The following is a 17,485-nucleotide window of genomic DNA, read 5'->3' as shown; positions in this document are numbered from 1 at the left end:
ATTTTTTTTTAGATATAAGAATTGAAATACAAATTTTCAATAGACTCCGGTTTTAGCTAAACTTTACTATTTTGGCTCAAGCCTTTTTATATCTGTATAATTTAATCCCGTTAAAACTAAAGCTATTAATTTTAAAAAACAAACTGTAAATCTATGATATATCGTCAAAAATAGAAATTGTATTTATTTTTAAAAACCTATAAATCAGTTATTTAAAATAAAGGAATGCTCTTTGAACTTTTATTCATGAAACCATTAATAATTAAATTATAAATCATGAACACAAATCAAAGTACAGTTCCGGTTGCAGATGATATTGCAATATCGAGAGAAATTAAAGTTTTTTTAAAAGCGCTAAATTCTGGCGGAGTTCCACTAGAATCTTTGTCACCACTGGATGCAAGAGAAGTTTTGGTTGGGGCACAAAAATCTGTAGACGTAGATTATTCCGGAATTCAGGAATCTGAGAAAGCTATCGAACAAGACGGTTTTACGATAAAACTGAATATTGTTGAACCGGAAGGGAACAAAGAAACGCTTCCTGCTTTTATCTTTATTCACGGTGGAGGATGGGTTTTAGGCGATTACCCAACACACAAACGCATGGTTAGAGATCTTGTTGTTTTATCCGGAGCCACAGGAATTTTTGTGAATTATACACCAACTCCTGACGCAAAATATCCGCAGGCTGTAAACGAAATCTATGCCGCTACAAAATGGATTGCAGCAAACGGAAACGAAATTAATGTTGACGGAACCACAATTTCTATAGTAGGAAACAGTGTTGGCGGAAACATGACAGCAGTAACTGCGTTGAAAGCAATAGAAAATAACGGACCCAAATTACAATCTCTTGTATTGTTCTGGCCAATTGTTGCAGCAAAATTTGATACGGATTCTTATAAACAATTTGGAGAAAACCGTTTCCTGACGACTTCTTTAATGAAATGGATGTACGATTTGTATACCACAGATCCGGCAGAACGCGAACAAATTTATGCTTCTCCGCTAAATGCAACTTTAGAACAGCTTAAAGATTTTCCTCCTACGTTAATTCAGGTTGCCGAAGCGGATGTTCTTCGTGATGAAGGAGAAGCTTTTGGACGAAAACTGGACGAAGCAGGAGTTACCGTAACTACGATTCGCTATAACGGAACCATTCATGATTTTGGATTGTTGAATCCGTTGGCGCATATTCCTCAGACAAAATCTTTATTTGTTCATGCTGCGGCTGAACTTAAAAAATACCTTTTCAAAAAATAAAAATCTTAAAATATAAAAATGAATACTATAAAAAAAATAGAAAACCTGTTATTGGTCGTTGTATCAGTAACGTTATTATCATCTTGTGCAAAACAAAAAGAAGATAAAACCGAAGAAAATAAAGTTGCAACAACCGGTGCAAGAGCAGAATATATCGAAGTAGAACCTAATGTAAGGTTGCATATTACAGATGTTGGAGACGGACAACCAGTAGTTTTAATTCACGGATATCCGTTAAGCGATGCCATGTGGGAATACCAATATAGCGCTTTGGTAAAAGCGGGTTATCGTGTAATAGGGATTACTTTAAGAGGATTTGGACAATCTGATAAACCTTACGGTAAGTACAATTATGACCAGTTTGCATCAGACATTAAAACGGTTTTAGATAAACTGGATATTAAGGATGCAGCAATTGGCGGACACTCGATGGGTGGCGCAATCGCTTTGCATTATGTAGCAAAATATGACGGAGCGCACGTTAATAAACTTGCTTTATTTGCAGCTGCAGCGCCTTGCCATACTAAAAAAGCCGATTATCCTTATCCGTTTTTTACGAAAGACGATATTACGCAATGGGTAAACTTAAACAACTCTGATCGTCCGGCTTTATTGGCAGCAATTGGTGGTTATTTTACCTTGTCAGCAACATCGGTTTCTCCTGGAATTGGTGCGTGGCTGGGCGGTATCGAAATGCAGTCTTCGCCATATGCCATGGAGCAGGCTTTGATTGCTTTGCGTGACGAAGATTTAAGAGGTGATTTGCCTAAGATAAAAGTGCCTACTTTAATTTTTAATGCTAAAGAAGATAAGATTGTTTCTTTTGCATTGGCAGAACAAATGAATAAAGCAATTGCGGGTTCTGTTTTAGTTCCGTTTGAGAAAAGCGGACATGCTTTGTTCGTAGAAGAAAAAGATAAATTTAATGAAGAGTTTATTAAATTTCTAAAAAAATAGTCTGATTATTTAATTCAAAAAAAGCCATATCGATCTTGAAATTTTTAAGATTGGTATGGCTTTTTCTTTAAACAAAATATAATAATTTAAAACAGCTAAAATCTGTCATTTTATGCCAAACCTTTAATCTGGCTTAATACAGATGGGATTTCGACTTGTTAGTATTAGAAAATAGGCTGTTAGGTAAATTAATAGTCGTAAAACGATTGTCTAAAGTTTAATTTGGAAGATATTTTTTAATCAATAAAAATATTACTTTTACCAAATACTGATATTTTACACGTATTTAAATAAAAAAGCGTTAATATATCTTACAGTTAAATTATTATCAGACTCTGCAATGACTAAAAATTTGGATATTCCTATAGCTGCTGATTTTTTAGAAAAACTAAAATCTCAAACAGCAACAGCACACAAAAATCTTGAAAGCCTTCCGGTTTCAGCCTCTATACTTTCTCCAAAAATGGAGATAAACGATTATTGTCATTATTTATCTTTGATGCATGATGTACATTCTGGTATTGAGAAAACCATTTATCCTTTACTTGAAAATATTATTTCAGACTTAAAAGAAAGAGAAAAAACGCATTTAATTGATACCGATCTTTCTTTTTTGAAATATAAAAAAGATAAAAATGTTTCTGTTTTCAAAAAAGAGGACATAAATATTCCATTTGCACTTGGCATATTGTATGTTGTTGAAGGATCTACACTTGGCGGAAGATTTATTTTGAAAAATGTAGAAACTGTTCCGGGATTAGATCAACAGCAAGGAGTTTCTTATTTTACGGGTTATGGAAATAAAACCGGAAGTTACTGGAAAAATTTCTTAAATGAGTTTACTGCTTATGAGGAAGAAAATAACTGTGGAGATGAAATTATACAAGGCGCTGTTTATGCTTTTGACTGTATTTATAATCATTTTTTGATTTTCGGTAATAATGAAAATTAGGGATATTGTAAACAGGGATATTGTCACACTTACAAATTGTGAACATGAACCCATACACATTCCGGGAAGTATACAGCCTCATGGTTTTTTGCTGGGAATAAATTTAGATTGGAAAATTGAGTTTTGTACCGCTAATATTAACGTGTTTCTTGATCTGGTTTATAACGAAATATTAGGTCAGAAATTCAGCGATATTTTTGGGGCAACAGCACAAAAAGACCTGTATGATTATGTACACAATCAAAAAGAGCAATCTGTTTTTCCTCTTCCGTTAGAGTTAAAAGGGATTTCGTTTCAAATTGCGATCCATAAATCGGGTAATATTTATGTTTTGGAAGCTGAACCACAATCCAGTGGCAAAGAACAAATGGCGGACCTTTATGCACAAACCATTCAGTTTGTGTCTAATATGAATAATACTAAATCGCTAAAAGAGTTGTGCGCGCTGGTTGCAGAAAGTACACGCGAAATTACAGGCTATGATCGTGTAATGATTTATCGTTTTGATGAATATTACAATGGTGAAGTTTTTGCCGAAAGCTGCAGAGATGATATCGAGCCATTTTTAGGGCTTCATTATCCGCATACTGATATTCCGGTTCAGGCAAGAGAATTGTACATGAAAAACCTCTTAAGACTTATCGTTGATATTGGTTATGAGCCGGTTCCTATTTTTACAATCGACGATGGCGAAAATAAAAATCTCGATCTGAGCCTTTCAACACTTAGAAGCACGTCTCCAATTCATGTGGAATATATTAAGAATATGGGAGTTGGGGCAACATTAACTATTTCGCTCATTCACCGCGACAGATTATGGGGACTTATTGCGTGTCACCATTATTCGCCCAAAAATATTTCTCCGGAAATTAGATTGGCAGCCAAACTTCAGGCACAATTTATTACTTCTCAAATCGATTTAAGACAATCGAATGATGAGTACGAAATTGCCCGTAAAACTACGGTAGCGCTGGAAAGATTAACGGCGTTGAATCTTCCGCTGGAACATCAGTCTTTTGAAATTATTTGTGCTGATCCTGAACTATTAAAGCTTTGCAATGCTACGGGAGTTTCAATTTGTATTGGAAATAAAACCTACAAAAGCGGAATCACGCCTGTAGATAATGATATAGAAAAAATTATTTTAAGCATGAATGCCAATGAGTACGGAAAAACTTTCAGTACCAATAAACTTAGCAATCATGTACCTGATTTAGAAAGTTACGAGCATGTTTCAGGTGTTATTTATTTCTCTTTAGGAAATGGCAATAACATTATTTGGTACAGGCCGGAAACCGTTGCCGTGATTAATTGGGCAGGAGATCCTGAAAAAGCCATTATTCATGACAGCAACGGATTACATCCCAGAAATTCATTTAATTTATGGAAACAAATCATTAAACACCAAAGTGAAGTCTGGTTACAGCCAGAATTAAATGCAGCTTTGAGTTATGCACATTTTCTTCACAATCAGATTATTATGTTGTTGTTGAGTGAAGAAGAAGGAAAATATAGAAATTTGAGCGATGTATTAAGAGAAACAAACCTGGAACTTGAAAACATCAACTGGATTAGTACACACGATTTGCAGGAACCTTTAAGAAAGATTCAGCTAATTTCTTCAAAAGTATTATCAGATACTAAAGAAATTCCTTCGACATCCGTATTAGATTCATTACAACGCATAACAAAATCGGCTAATAGAATGCAAAATTTATTAATTGACATTCTAAAATATACCCGAATAAAAAACACGAAAGAATCCTTTGAAACTGTGAATCTTAATTATGTTATGGAGGAAACCCTGCAGGACATGAAAGAGATAATTCAGGAAAATAAAGCTGTTATTAAGTGCGAAAATCTTCCTGAAGTTCATGCAGTACCATTTTTGATGAAGCAGTTATTTTCTAATATTATACAAAATTCATTAAAATATGCATCGTCGGACAGAGTTCCGGAGATTAAAATTACAGCCTCGCAAGAAGCTGAAATAAACGAATATTCGAATAAAGTATATTGTCATTGGGTAACTTTTGCGGATAACGGAATTGGTTTTGAACAACAATATGCAGAATCTATTTTTAAGATATTTACGAGATTACATACACTCGAAAAATACGACGGATCCGGAGTTGGACTGGCATTATGCAAAAAAATCATGCAAACCTGCAACGGAAATATTCGGGCAGTAGGTAAATTAAACGAAGGAACAGAAATTACTATTTATTTTCCCTGCGATCCTGAAGATTCGCTTATTGCCAAATGATAATAATTGTTTTTTTAGAGGGAAAAATTAATCTTAAATGAGATTAAAAAACTATCAGCCAAAGCTATGATTGAAATCAATAAGAAAGAAGACATTCTCATTCCGTTTAATAAAATTGGAGATGCAGATTGGAAAATTAATACTCAAAAAATCATTGAATCTATTGCAGATAATTTTGGTGAAGATTTGAAAGAACCAATTTCGAACGAAGAAATTGAGGCTCTCGAAACCAAATTAGGAACTGCTTTGCCTGAAAACCTCAAATTATTTTACCAGACTTTTGGAATCGCTGAAATTGGGGAGCAGCTTCAGGATTTTCAGGAAGTAGACTGGATTAAAGATATTTGGGCTAATGCACCGCAATATGGTCCTGATTTTACAGAACAGGACAAAGAGATTTTACCTTATTTAATTACTTTTAGCGATTATTTAGGAAATGGAAATATGTTTTGTTTTCACAGTGAAACAAAAGAAATTTATTACTACGACCACGACGACGCGCCATATTTGACCAAAATATTTGATAATGTTGATTATTACTTTAAAGGCTGCCTGATTTTTGCCCAAAATGATTTCTCAACAAATAGGGAAATCGACAATTGGACAGAAGAAATTGTTATTGATTTAGTAGGCGAGAAAACCGTTAAAAAATGGAGATATTAATATTTGAAAAAAATACTGCGTAATAAGTCCTGAAGAATAGTATGCTGAAACAATAATAATATCCCAAAAATGCCCAAATTCTTTAAAATGTGGACACTAAAAGACAACTTGTAAACACATCAATACTTATTGTAGCAAATCTTTGATATTAAACTTTCATTAACAAAAAATAAATCCTCATTAGTTTATATTTGTAAGGCAAAAATAATTTTACGCCATTGAATATGAAAATCAACGCATTTAAGATTTATAGTTTCCTGTTTTTTGCTTTTTCGATCACATCATACAGTCAAAATGTAAAGTTGTTGAATATTGACCAGCTTAAGGAGAGAATCAAAAACGGAAAAGACAGTACATATGTCGTAAACTTTTGGGCAACATGGTGCGCGCCCTGCATTAAAGAATTACCACATTTTGAAAAACTAAATACCGAATATAAGTCAGAAAAACTGGCGGTATTGTTGGTAAGCGTCGATTTTAAATCAAAATTAAATTCAGGGGTTATTCCATTTGTGAAAAGAAAAAACATGAAAAGCCAGGTTTTTTTATTGAATGAAAGCAATCCTCAGGAATATATTGACCGAATAGATCCTACGTGGTCAGGAAGTATTCCGGCGACACTTTTTATAAAAGGCGACAAAAGAAAATTTCTGGAATCTGAACTTACTTACGAACAATTATTAACTGAATATAAAAAACTATAAATTATGCAAAAGTTCATTACTACATTCACGGTACTAATATTTAGTATCTTATTTGCCCACGCACAAACTGCGACACTTAAAGCAGGACAGCCGGCACCGGAATTTAAACTAAAAAATGTTGATGGCAAAGAGGTTTCTTTTGCAAGTTACCCAAAAGCCAAAGGTTTTATTGTTGTTTTTACGTGTAATACCTGTCCGTATGCAGTTGCTTACGAACAAAGAATAATCGAACTGGATAAAAAATTCAAACCACAAGGATATCCTGTAATCGCGATAAACCCAAATGATCCTGAAGCTTCTAAAGCTGATGCTTATGATAAAATGCAACAATTGGCAAAAGATAAAAAATACCCTTTCCCATATTTATTTGATCAGGGACAAGTAGTTACAGACCAATATGGTGCAAAACATACACCACATCTTTTTATTGTTTCTAAAACAACAAAAGGAAATATCGTAGAATATGTAGGAGCAATCGATAATGATCCTGAAGGAACTAAAACCGAAAAAACAAAATATGCAGAGGATGTAATTGCAGCTTTAAAAAGCAATCAAAAACCTGCCGTAACTGAAACTAAAGAAATTGGCTGTACCGTAAAAAGAAAAGCAAAAGCTTAATTTTTATCGCATATATAAATAAAAAGCGCCTCAGAGATGAGGCGTTTTTTTATGGTATTATTTATTTCTTTTTGTCATTTCGGATAACAAAAACTATAATGTAAATTTAAAAAAATCCGTTTTTATCTGTGTTTTCGCTTGCGAATCCTTGCCATACGCTTACTATTTTTCACCATTAAGATATTAAGATTCATTAAGCTTTACTTTATTTAAGAAAATTAAGAAAGCGAGATTTTATTACAATTTGTCATTTCGACCGAAGGGAGAAATCACACAAGTAATTCGATAAAGATTGTAATTTACTTTGCGGAGTTTCTTGTGTGATTTCTCCCTTCGGTCGAAATGACACGATTAATTGTTTTACAAGCTTTTTAGTTTTTTCATGAAGATAGGGAAGACTTCGTTTAATTCTTCGAAGAGTGGATTCTTGCGATTCTTTAATTTTACTTCGCTAAATAATTTTAAACCAAGTGCAAATTGAGTCGCTTCGTTAGGATCTTCAAAAATGTTTTTATCTTTTATTCTATCTATGATACTGAATATTTCGTCATGATTATCGAATTGTATTCCCAGTTCTTTTGCAGGTTCTGTTTCGCCGTTAGCGTATTCTTTCAGGCTTAAAGTCAGATAGTATTTGTTTGATCTTTTTTCCATTTTATTTTAAATTATAATTATTTCAACCATTTTTCTACTATGGTTTTAAACGTTTCCTTGTATTGTTCACCAACAGTTATTTCGGTTTTATTAATGAATATTGAATTTTTACTAATCGAATTTATTTTTTCCAACGGAACAATAAAAGAACGATTGATTCGCATAAATTTCGACGCCGGTAATTTTTCTTCAAGAGCTTTTAGGGAGATTAAAGACATAACTGATTTTTGGGTATCTTCGAGATGAACTTTTACATAATCCTTTAAACTCTCGATGTATAAAATGTCTTTTAAGGAAATTCTAACCCATTGATATTCTACCTTTAAAAATATAAATTCATCATCAGCAGTTACAGAGTGGTATTGATTTGCAGCTTCTTCAGACATTTGCAGGACTTTGTTTGCCGCTCTTAAAAATTCTTCGTAGCTAAAAGGTTTCAAAAGATAATCTACCGCATTTACCCTGTAACCTTCTATCGCATAATGGTTATAAGCGGTAGTAAAAATAATTTTGGGCAATGGTCCGGGCTGTTCCTGTAAAAGCCTTGCCAGTTCCATACCCGTTAAATTAGGCATATTAATGTCAAGAAAAACAATGTCCGGCTGTTGTTCGCGAATCAGGCTCATGGCTTCAACGGCATTGTCGCAGCTGCACGCCAATTGCAAAAAAGGGGTTTGTTCTATAAAAGTTTCCACCAGTTTTAAGGCAAGTGGTTCATCATCTACTGCTATACATTTTAATACGATCATTGTTCTAAAGTTATTTGCAGATTTACTCTGTATTTGCCATTTTGGTCTAAACCGCATGTCATAAAATGACGATGTGGATATATTAAATGTAATCTGCGTTTTGTATTCGTTAATCCTATTCCGCCCTGATAATTTGTTGAAGTCTTTTCGAAAAAAGTATTTATGACTTCAAATTCAAGATTGTTTTCTTTTTGTCTGAGTTTAATATGTATTTCACTTTTATCTGTGGCATGTACGCCGTGTTTAAAAGCATTTTCTACTAAAGGTAATAACAACATGGGAACAATTGGGTAATCGTGTATTTTTTCCGGAATATCTGTCGTTATCGTTAGTTTGCTATTCGCCCGAAGCTTCATCAAAGCTATGAAATCTTTCATGAAGTCAGCTTCTTTTAATAAAGTAGTTCTTTCACCTTCAGTACTGTAAAGCAAATAACGCATCATGCGGCTTAAGGTATGAAGCGCGCTGCGGGAATCTTCGATATTGGTATATGTAAGCGAATAAATGCTATTTAATGAATTAAAGAAAAAGTGAGGATTTATCTGCGCTTTCAACATAGCAAGTTCTGCCATGGTTTTATCCTGTTCCAGTTTTTGCTTGTGTTGTGCGGCTTTTTGCCAATGATGAAGCATTGCCCAACTTGTGCTGATGCCTAATACCAATAAAGTAAGCATGAAAACGTAATTGTCAAAATAGGGATTTTTGTATTTTTTAAATCCTAAAACCAGGCTTATTTTGGTATGTAGATCTGTTTGCGAAGTATAGAAATAAGCAATAAGCTGCATGACGAAAATCATGAGAAAAGCCCAAAACAAAAAAGGAGATGTATTGTCCTTAATAATGGTTTTTGGAACGATGATTTTAGCATTAGAATAAAATATTACGATAAGTAAAACCAGTACAATCATTTGCCAAAGCCAAAAAACGGACGGCAGCACCACATTCCAGGTTATTGGTATATAAAAGAGCATTATAAAACCCAATAATAACCAGGCAAGAATGTGTAATCCTGTGAAAATGTATGGTTTAAAAAAGGTGGGTGTCATTTTATTTTGTGATTTTGTGACAATATTACATTATATTTATAAAAGATATAAAAGCAATCGCCAAAAATGGAATCAGAATCTTTAAAAACCATTTTAGAACCGACGAGCCTGTTCTAAATTGTGTTGATATTGCTAAATAAACTTCTATCGGTTCTTACCACATATCTATCGATTGTTTCCTGCCCTCCGTCTATTGGAAATTTTTTGTTTGTTATATTTTAGTTATTTTGTTTCGATATAAATTGATAATTACACATTTTCACAATGAATAAGCAATCCTTTTTAAGCATTCTCGCTGCAGCTGTTATTATCGCATCTTGCGGTAATAAAAATGACAAATCGGCTCAGGCCGGAGGTGCACCTCAAGTAAAAGAGTATAAAACGCTGACTTTACAGCCACAATCAGCCACTTTAAATACAGACTTTCCTGCAAGTATTCAGGGACAGCAAAATATAGAAATCCGACCGAGAGTAGAAGGCTACATTGACAAGATTTTTGTCGATGAAGGTGCTGTTGTAAAAGCAGGACAACCTTTATTTAAAATCAGCGCGCCGGAATATGAGCAACAAGTACGCACAGCATCTGCAAGTATAAAAAGTGCACAGGCAAGTTTAAGTTCAGCAAAACTGGCGGTAAACAAAGTAAAGCCACTTGTAGAGAAAGGAATCATAAGTAAGTATGATCTTGAATCAGCTCAATATACGTATGAATCAGCATTAGCAACATTGGCACAGGCAAACGCCGCTATGGTAAATGCCAAAACTAATTTGGGATACACTACAGTTACAAGTCCTGTTAATGGCGTTGTAGGTTCAATCCCGTTTCGTTTAGGAAGTTTAGTAAGCTCTGCAACGGCAGAACCTTTAACTACGGTTTCGAGTATTGGTAATGTATATGCGTATTTTGCAATGAACGAAAAAGCCTTATTGAATTTCACCCAAAGTGGTTCAGGAGCTTCATTAGCACAAAAAATCAAACAATTGCCAGCAGTTTCACTATTACTTTCTGATGGTTCTGCTTATGCTGAACAAGGACGTATTGAAACCGTAAACGGACTTATAAACACAGAAACAGGTTCTGTAAATATAAGAGCTCGTTTTCCTAATCCAAAAGGTATTATAAGAAGCGGAAGCAGCACAACAGTAAGAATTCCGAATGAAATTAAAGATGGAATATTAGTTCCACAGAGTGCTACATTCGAACTTCAGGATAAGATTTTTGCTGTAACAGTAGGAAAGGACGGAAAAACGAAAAACGTCAATATTACAAAACTTGAAAACACAGCAGGTAATTATTATGTTGTAACAAGTGGCTTAAAAGCAGGAGACCAAATTGTATTAGAAGGAGTAGCTTCATTAAAAGAAGGAAGCGAAATTAAAACTCACACTCAGAGCCCGGAAGCGGTCTATGCTGAATTAAAATAAGAAAAAATGTTTAAAATATTCATACAAAGACCTGTACTTTCGACAGTAATATCTGTTATTATTGTCATCTTAGGTGTATTGGGGCTCATTGAGCTGCCTATTTCTCAATATCCTGATATTGCTCCGCCTACGGTAAACGTATCGGCAAGTTATACAGGAGCAAATGCAGATGTGGTACTTAAAAGTATCGTAATTCCGCTTGAAGAGCAAATTAATGGTGTAGAAAACATGACTTACATGACTTCTACAGCAACCAATGATGGTAATGCTTCTATAAAAATCTTTTTTAAAGTAGGAACAAATCCTGATTTAGCAGCGGTAAACGTTCAAAACAGGGTTTCGAGAGCTACAAGTTTATTGCCGGTAGAGGTAACTCAGGCGGGGGTAACGGTAACAAAAAGTCAGAGTAGTAACCTGGTAATTTTCTCTTTATATAGTGATGATCCTGCTTATGATCAGACTTTTCTTCAAAATTATGCCAAAATCAATCTTGTACCTCAAATTCAGCGTGTAGTTGGGGTAGGAGATGTAACCGTTTTTGGAGCAAAAGATTACTCTATGAGAATCTGGTTGAAACCGGATATCATGCAGCAATACAAATTGATTCCAAGTGATATCTCAGCTGCTTTGGCAGAACAAAATATCGAAGCTGCACCAGGTAAATTTGGTGAGAACGGAGATCAGGCTTTTCAATACGTAATCAAGTATAAAGGACGTTTGACAAGCGCTCAGGAATTTGGAGATATCGTAATAAAATCTGTTGGAAACGGACAAATGTTGCGATTAAAAGATGTTGCTAAAGTAGAATTGGGATCTTTAAGTTATTCCTCAACCATTAAAACAAATGGTGTAGAATCTGCTGCAATGGCGATAAGCCAGACTCCGGGATCGAATGCCCGTGATGTAATCAACAACTCTAAAAAACTGATTGAAGATGCCGCAAAGACATTTCCGAAAGGAGTAAAATATACTATTCTTGTCGATGTTAATGAGAACTTAGATGCTTCTATCGAGAAAGTAATTCATACTTTGATTGAAGCTTTTATATTGGTATTTATCGTAGTATTTATTTTCCTTCAGGATTTTAGATCAACGTTAATTCCGGCAATTGCCGTTCCCGTTGCGATTGTAGGTACATTTTTCTTCCTGAATTTATTTGGGTTTACGATTAACTTATTAACGCTTTTTGCGATGGTTCTTGCCATTGGTATTGTGGTCGATGATGCGATTGTCGTCGTCGAGGCAGTCCATGCCAAACTGGATCATGGTTATAAATCGTCTAAAAAAGCTACGATTGATGCGATGGATGAAATTTCCGGAGCAATTATCTCGATCACACTTGTAATGGCAGCCGTATTTATTCCGGTTACTTTTATCACCGGATCTACAGGGGTTTTCTACAAGCAATTTGGTATTACATTAGCGGTGGCGATTATTCTTTCGGCAATTAACGCCTTGACTTTAAGTCCGGCATTGTGTGCTTTGCTTTTAAAACCACATGCTGACGATCATAAACATAAAAGTTTTATTCAGAGATTCTATACGTCGTTTAACGTTGCTTTTGATAATGTTACGAATAAGTATAAAAGATCAGTTCAGTTTCTTTCTGTAAAAAAATGGATTGTATTAGCGGCTATTGTTTTTGCCGGGGCAGCCTTATTTTACATGATGAAAACAACGCCATCAGCGTTCGTTCCGGCAGAAGATCAGGGAACTGTTTTTGCCAATATTAGTTTGCCGCCATCAGCTTCTATGGAGCGTTCTGATGTTATAGCGAAAAAAGTGGATAGTATCGCCAAAACGATTCCGGGTGTTAAAAACACACTGCGTATTGTTGGACAAAACTTTACAGCAGGAGCAGGAAGTGCGTACAGTATGGTTATTGTAAAGCTTGAAACATGGGAAAAACGTGAGCTAAGTGTAGATGACGTGATTGGTCAGCTTTTTGCCAAAACAAGCGGTATTCGTGAAGCTAATATTTTCTTTATTTCCCCGCCAACAATTCAGGGATTTGGACAAAGTGGTGGATTCGAATTTCAGTTGCAGGATAAAGGAGGACACTCTACGGCAGAATTCTATAAAGTAAATACAGACTTTTTAGAAAAACTATCAAAACGTCCTGAAATACAATATGCAACAACGCCTTTTAATCCCGGTTTCCCTCAATATATGATGGATATTAATCTGGCAAAAGCAAAAGATGCAGGAGTTCCTGTCAATTCGATTCTTTCTACGATGCAAGGTTATTATGGTGGATTGTATGCTTCGAATTTCAATAAATTCGGTAAACAATATCGTGTTATGATTCAGGCTTCGCCGGAGTTCCGTACAAATACGGAAGGATTAAACAAAATATTTGTCAGAAACAGTGCAGGAACAATGGCACCAATTACAGAGTTTGTAAAAATGACCAGAGTTTTTGGACCGGAATCTATTTCAAGATTTAACTTGTTTACATCTATCTCTATTACAGGAGCGCCAAATCCGGGATTTAGTTCAGGAGATGCCATTAAAGCGATTCAGGAAGTTGCTGCAGAAAATCTTCCGGCAGGATACGGTTACGAGTTCTCAGGTTTAACACGTGAGGAATTGGCATCTGGAAGTGAAACGATTTTTATCTTTATATTATGTCTTGTGTTTGTTTACTTTTTATTAAGTGCACAATACGAAAGTTATATTTTACCATTTGCCGTATTATTCTCGATTCCGTTTGGACTTGTAGGAGCTTATTTGTTCTCGATCATATTCAAATTAAACAGTAACATTTACTTGCAGATTTCCTTAATCATGCTAATTGGATTACTAGCCAAGAATGGTATTTTGATTGTAGAATTTGCCCTGGAAAGAAGGCGTAAAGGAATGCCAATTGTACAAGCGGCAGTTGAAGGAGCCGTAGCACGTTTGAGACCAATTTTAATGACCTCTTTTGCCTTTATTTTAGGACTTGTTCCTTTAATGTTTGCTTCAGGAGCAGGAGCTGTTGGTAACAAATCGATTGGTACAGGAGCTGTTGGAGGTATGTTGATTGGAACCATTTTGGGAGTATTTGTTATTCCGGTATTGTTTATCATATTCCAGACTTTACAGGAAAAAGTAAGCGGTCCTGCAAAAGAAGGTTATGATGATGAAGATGAAGATGACGAAGTACAACTAATCGAAGCTCATAAACAGTAATAATTTAATTAAGACAGAGATGACTCATAGTTCAAATAAATATATTATAATGGTAGTCGCAGTCACACTTTTAAGTGCCTGCGTTACCAAAAAGTACGAACGCCCCACAACAATTTCTACAGATAAACTGTATCGTGATCAGGCATCTGCTGATTCTGCTACGATCGCTAATATGCCTTGGCAAACTGTTTTTAAAGATCAAAAACTAAATGCCTTAATTCAAAAAGGATTAGATCAGAACCTGAACTTAAAAAATGCGATCGAAAATATCGTTCAGTCGCGTGCCACTTTACGTCAGGCTAAATTGGGGTATTATCCAACGCTAAATGCTGATGCGAACGTAACACGTAATAAACAGTCTGAGGCGGGATTGAATTTTCCGGCAGGAATTAATATCAATACCCTGACAACGACTTATAAATTAGGTTTAAGCACTTCATGGGAAGCGGATATCTGGGGAAAATTAAGCAGTTCTAAAAGAGCAGCTTTAGCATCTTATCTTTCTACAGATGCGGCGAAACAAGCAGTTCAGACCCAATTGATTTCAGACATTGCAAATAATTATTTTTTATTGTTAGCGTATGATAAACAATTAGAAATCACTAAATCAACATTAGAAAGCCGTATTAAAAATGTTGAAGTTATAAAAGCTTTAAAAGAAGGCGCAATAGTTACAGGCGCGTCTGTAGTACAAAGTGAAGCCAATCAACATGCGGCAGAAGTTTTGATTCCGGATTTAAAAAGAAGCATTCGCGAGACTGAAAATGCTTTGAATATTTTGTTAGGACAAGCTTCAGGACCAATTGAAAGAGGAACTTTAGGAGATCAGGTAATTCCTGAGAAAATCGCAATAGGTTTACCGGCTCAATTGTTAGAGAATCGCCCTGATATTCGTCAGGCTGAATTTGACTTAAGAGCGGCTTTTGAAACAACAAATATGGCTAAAACATATTTTTATCCTAGTTTGACGCTTACGGCAAGCGGTGGATTTTCGAATCTGCAATTGACGGATTTCTTTACTAATTCTGTTTTTTATTCTTTGATAGGAGGTTTAACGCAGCCAATTTTTAATCAGGGACTTAACAACGCAAGATTAACAACAGCACAATCCAGACAAGTGCAGGCGATGAATAATTTCCAGCAAAGTCTTTTAGTGGCGGGTCAGGAAGTTTCGAATGCTTTATATGCATATGAAATGGCAGTTGAAAAAGAAGATTCGAGAGAAAAACAAATTGCAGCTTTAGAAAAAGCAGTTGATTTTACTCAGGAACTTTTAGAATACAGTTCTGCTACCAATTATACAGATGTATTAACATCTGAACAAAATCTTTTAGCGGCACAATTAAGCGGTATTAATGATAACTTACAGAAATTACAAGCTGTAGTCGATTTATACCGTGCATTAGGCGGTGGCTGGAAATAATTTATGATCAATATAGTAGTATAATGATCATTGTTTAAATTAAATTGTTAAAACAAAAACGCCTCAGGTTCTGAGGCGTTTTTTTATTTTATAAATATGTCGGTTGTGAGGTGCTTTTCGTCGATTAGTTTTGCCTTTCCGTATAATGAATAGGGTAAAGGCAAATTATTGGCACTACTTTAGCTTTATTCAAATCAAATAATACTAAATACTACAAAATGAAAAAATTAGGAATCGCACTAATGCTCTTGATGAGTGTTTTTGCCCAAGCGCAAGTTTCGATCAATGTAAATATTGGTACACCGCCAAACTGGGGTCCACAAGGGTATGATGACAGCAGATATTATTATTTACCGGATATAGATACCTATTATGATGTTAACCAAAGCCAGTTTATTTATGATAATAATGGTAAATGGGTTCGCGAAAACAGATTGCCTTCAAAATACAGACAATATGATTTGTATTCTGGCTATAAAGTTGTGGTAAATGATTATAAAGGTGATGCGCCTTATACGTATCATACCAAACACAGATCTAATTATCCTAAAGGATATCAGGGACCTCCTCAAAAAAACAGAGGAAACAAACCGGATAAGGCTGCAAAACAAAATAACAAGCCAAAAAATCAAAACGGAAACGGGAAAAAGGATAATTCTAATAAATCAAAAGGAAATTCTAAAGATAAAGGTCACGGACATGATGATCGTCACTAATCAAAATAACAGTAAAGTTGAAAACGCCTCAGAAATGGGGCGTTTTTTTTGTGAAATTTGATAGTATATAATACTGATTTAGATGAATGTTTTAAATTAAAAATATTTTCAAATTACCAACTTCCTTTTAAACCTTCTTTTAGCGCAATATTGTATTTTTCTAAATCAAAACTATATAAATCCGGCGCTTTATGTGCACCGCCTTTTCTTGATTCGTCTAATTTTGTTAAGATATCATAACGTAAAATTTTGCGATAAAAATTACCCCGATTCAGTTTTTTACCTAAAATGATTTCGTATAATTTTTGAAGTTCAGGCATTGTAAATTTCTCAGGAAGAAGGTTGTAGCCAATAGGATGATTGTTTAATTGTTCCCTGAGTGTTAGTAAAGCTTTGTCAAAAATAGTTCTGTGATCCATCATGAAAACAGGCAAATTCTCAATAGATTTCCATTCGCAAGCAGATGAGTATTCGTCGATAACCAAACTTACCTGAGAATATTCTGCCAGCGCATAATAACCTATCGAAACAAATCGCTGTTTATTCCATAAAGAATCAGCGTAATCTTCAAAAGCACTTTCAGAACGCTTTAGATTTCCAAAAGTATAAAATTGCTGCAAATAGATATTTTCCGTTCCGGTTCTGTCCTTCAGGATACGAATTGCAGCATCGTCTACGTTTTCTTCTTTTTGTACATATCCACCCGGAAGCCCCCATAAATCCTGATCTTTCATCTTGACAGTCAGTACCTGAAGCTCCGTTTCATGAAAGCTGAAAATTACGCAATCAATAGAAAGTGTCGGAATATATTTTTCCCACGCTGCATCAGACTGCTCTTCAAGTATCTTTTTAAATTCCATTGTAATGATTTGTGT

General features: G+C 34.9%; 15 protein-coding genes. 11 read left to right on the top strand and 4 right to left on the bottom strand.

Translation table 11 applies throughout. From position 1 onward, the window contains the following. Window positions 1–276: 276 nt before the first annotated feature. The 7 genes from ASF10_RS22755 to ASF10_RS22725 all read left to right on the top strand — a co-directional run bounded on the left by ASF10_RS22755 (window position 277) and on the right by ASF10_RS22725 (window position 7,423). On the top strand, window positions 277–1,263 hold the full coding sequence (locus tag ASF10_RS22755) for an alpha/beta hydrolase (protein WP_056254710.1): 987 nt from the start codon (window positions 277–279) through the stop codon (window positions 1,261–1,263). A gap of 18 nt (window positions 1,264–1,281) precedes the next feature. Further along, window positions 1,282–2,220, top strand: a complete 939-nt coding sequence (locus ASF10_RS22750) for an alpha/beta fold hydrolase (RefSeq protein WP_082472494.1) — start codon at window positions 1,282–1,284, stop codon at window positions 2,218–2,220. Window positions 2,221–2,572: 352 nt separating this feature from the next. Further along, on the top strand, window positions 2,573–3,172 hold the full coding sequence (locus ASF10_RS22745; RefSeq protein WP_157849079.1) for a biliverdin-producing heme oxygenase: 600 nt from the start codon (window positions 2,573–2,575) through the stop codon (window positions 3,170–3,172). Continuing rightward, window positions 3,162–5,438: an ATP-binding protein gene (locus ASF10_RS22740; protein WP_056254705.1), complete on the top strand. Its 2,277-nt coding sequence runs from the start codon at window positions 3,162–3,164 to the stop codon at window positions 5,436–5,438. Before ASF10_RS22745 ends, ASF10_RS22740 begins: the two co-directional genes overlap by 11 nt. Before the next feature lie 66 nt (window positions 5,439–5,504). Further along, window positions 5,505–6,101 carry an SMI1/KNR4 family protein gene (locus ASF10_RS22735; RefSeq protein ID WP_056254702.1) on the top strand — a complete coding sequence of 199 codons (597 nt, stop codon included), beginning with the start codon at window positions 5,505–5,507 and terminating at the stop codon, window positions 6,099–6,101. Between the two features lie 224 nt (window positions 6,102–6,325). Next, window positions 6,326–6,805, top strand: coding sequence for a TlpA family protein disulfide reductase (locus ASF10_RS22730; RefSeq protein ID WP_056254699.1), 480 nt, complete (start codon window positions 6,326–6,328; stop codon window positions 6,803–6,805). Between the two features lie 3 nt (window positions 6,806–6,808). Next, window positions 6,809–7,423 carry a thioredoxin family protein gene (locus tag ASF10_RS22725; protein WP_056254697.1) on the top strand — a complete coding sequence of 205 codons (615 nt, stop codon included), beginning with the start codon at window positions 6,809–6,811 and terminating at the stop codon, window positions 7,421–7,423. Between the two features lie 360 nt (window positions 7,424–7,783). On the opposite strand, the gene ASF10_RS22720 is transcribed toward ASF10_RS22725, so the two are convergent. The 3 genes from ASF10_RS22720 to ASF10_RS22710 are packed head-to-tail and all read right to left on the bottom strand — an operon-like array spanning window position 7,784 to window position 9,872. Next, window positions 7,784–8,077, bottom strand: a complete 294-nt coding sequence (locus tag ASF10_RS22720; RefSeq protein WP_056254694.1) for a DUF3861 domain-containing protein — start codon at window positions 8,075–8,077, stop codon at window positions 7,784–7,786. A gap of 17 nt (window positions 8,078–8,094) precedes the next feature. After that, window positions 8,095–8,826, bottom strand: a complete 732-nt coding sequence (locus ASF10_RS22715; protein ID WP_056254691.1) for a LytR/AlgR family response regulator transcription factor — start codon at window positions 8,824–8,826, stop codon at window positions 8,095–8,097. After that, window positions 8,823–9,872: a sensor histidine kinase gene (locus ASF10_RS22710; protein WP_056254688.1), complete on the bottom strand. Its 1,050-nt coding sequence runs from the start codon at window positions 9,870–9,872 to the stop codon at window positions 8,823–8,825. Before ASF10_RS22710 ends, ASF10_RS22715 begins: the two co-directional genes overlap by 4 nt. Window positions 9,873–10,136: 264 nt before the next feature. Here ASF10_RS22710 and ASF10_RS22705 point away from each other — a divergent pair, with 264 nt between their 5' ends. The 4 genes from ASF10_RS22705 to ASF10_RS22690 all read left to right on the top strand — a co-directional run bounded on the left by ASF10_RS22705 (window position 10,137) and on the right by ASF10_RS22690 (window position 16,610). Next, window positions 10,137–11,297, top strand: coding sequence for an efflux RND transporter periplasmic adaptor subunit (locus ASF10_RS22705; RefSeq protein ID WP_056254687.1), 1,161 nt, complete (start codon window positions 10,137–10,139; stop codon window positions 11,295–11,297). Between the two features lie 6 nt (window positions 11,298–11,303). Next, complete coding sequence (locus ASF10_RS22700) at window positions 11,304–14,471, top strand: efflux RND transporter permease subunit (protein WP_056254684.1); 3,168 nt, start codon at window positions 11,304–11,306, stop codon at window positions 14,469–14,471. A 49-nt stretch (window positions 14,472–14,520) separates the two neighbouring features. Next, window positions 14,521–15,894 carry an efflux transporter outer membrane subunit gene (locus ASF10_RS22695; protein WP_317039060.1) on the top strand — a complete coding sequence of 458 codons (1,374 nt, stop codon included), beginning with the start codon at window positions 14,521–14,523 and terminating at the stop codon, window positions 15,892–15,894. A 218-nt stretch (window positions 15,895–16,112) separates the two neighbouring features. Continuing rightward, on the top strand, window positions 16,113–16,610 hold the full coding sequence (locus tag ASF10_RS22690) for a hypothetical protein (protein ID WP_056254678.1): 498 nt from the start codon (window positions 16,113–16,115) through the stop codon (window positions 16,608–16,610). A 113-nt stretch (window positions 16,611–16,723) separates the two neighbouring features. Here ASF10_RS22690 and ASF10_RS22685 read toward each other — a convergent pair whose 3' ends face one another. Then, complete coding sequence (locus tag ASF10_RS22685) at window positions 16,724–17,470, bottom strand: NUDIX hydrolase (RefSeq protein WP_056254675.1); 747 nt, start codon at window positions 17,468–17,470, stop codon at window positions 16,724–16,726. Window positions 17,471–17,485: the final 15 nt, after the last annotated feature.

It is taken from the genome of Flavobacterium sp. Leaf82, from assembly GCF_001422725.1.
Lineage (GTDB): Bacteria > Bacteroidota > Bacteroidia > Flavobacteriales > Flavobacteriaceae > Flavobacterium.
Note: the sequence above shows the minus strand (reverse complement) of the source record. Positions and strands in the feature narration are given on the sequence as shown.

Coding starts and splice junctions, on each gene's coding strand:
- ASF10_RS22720 (WP_056254694.1), bottom strand. CDS start 8,077: ATGGAAAAAAGATCAAACAAATACTATCTGACTTTAAGCCTGAAAGAA.
- ASF10_RS22710 (WP_056254688.1), bottom strand. CDS start 9,872: ATGACACCCACCTTTTTTAAACCATACATTTTCACAGGATTACACATT.
- ASF10_RS22695 (WP_317039060.1), top strand. CDS start 14,521: ATGGTAGTCGCAGTCACACTTTTAAGTGCCTGCGTTACCAAAAAGTAC.
- ASF10_RS22735 (WP_056254702.1), top strand. CDS start 5,505: ATGATTGAAATCAATAAGAAAGAAGACATTCTCATTCCGTTTAATAAA.
- ASF10_RS22725 (WP_056254697.1), top strand. CDS start 6,809: ATGCAAAAGTTCATTACTACATTCACGGTACTAATATTTAGTATCTTA.
- ASF10_RS22685 (WP_056254675.1), bottom strand. CDS start 17,470: ATGGAATTTAAAAAGATACTTGAAGAGCAGTCTGATGCAGCGTGGGAA.
- ASF10_RS22750 (WP_082472494.1), top strand. CDS start 1,282: ATGAATACTATAAAAAAAATAGAAAACCTGTTATTGGTCGTTGTATCA.
- ASF10_RS22705 (WP_056254687.1), top strand. CDS start 10,137: ATGAATAAGCAATCCTTTTTAAGCATTCTCGCTGCAGCTGTTATTATC.
- ASF10_RS22730 (WP_056254699.1), top strand. CDS start 6,326: ATGAAAATCAACGCATTTAAGATTTATAGTTTCCTGTTTTTTGCTTTT.
- ASF10_RS22690 (WP_056254678.1), top strand. CDS start 16,113: ATGAAAAAATTAGGAATCGCACTAATGCTCTTGATGAGTGTTTTTGCC.
- ASF10_RS22755 (WP_056254710.1), top strand. CDS start 277: ATGAACACAAATCAAAGTACAGTTCCGGTTGCAGATGATATTGCAATA.
- ASF10_RS22740 (WP_056254705.1), top strand. CDS start 3,162: ATGAAAATTAGGGATATTGTAAACAGGGATATTGTCACACTTACAAAT.
- ASF10_RS22700 (WP_056254684.1), top strand. CDS start 11,304: ATGTTTAAAATATTCATACAAAGACCTGTACTTTCGACAGTAATATCT.
- ASF10_RS22715 (WP_056254691.1), bottom strand. CDS start 8,826: ATGATCGTATTAAAATGTATAGCAGTAGATGATGAACCACTTGCCTTA.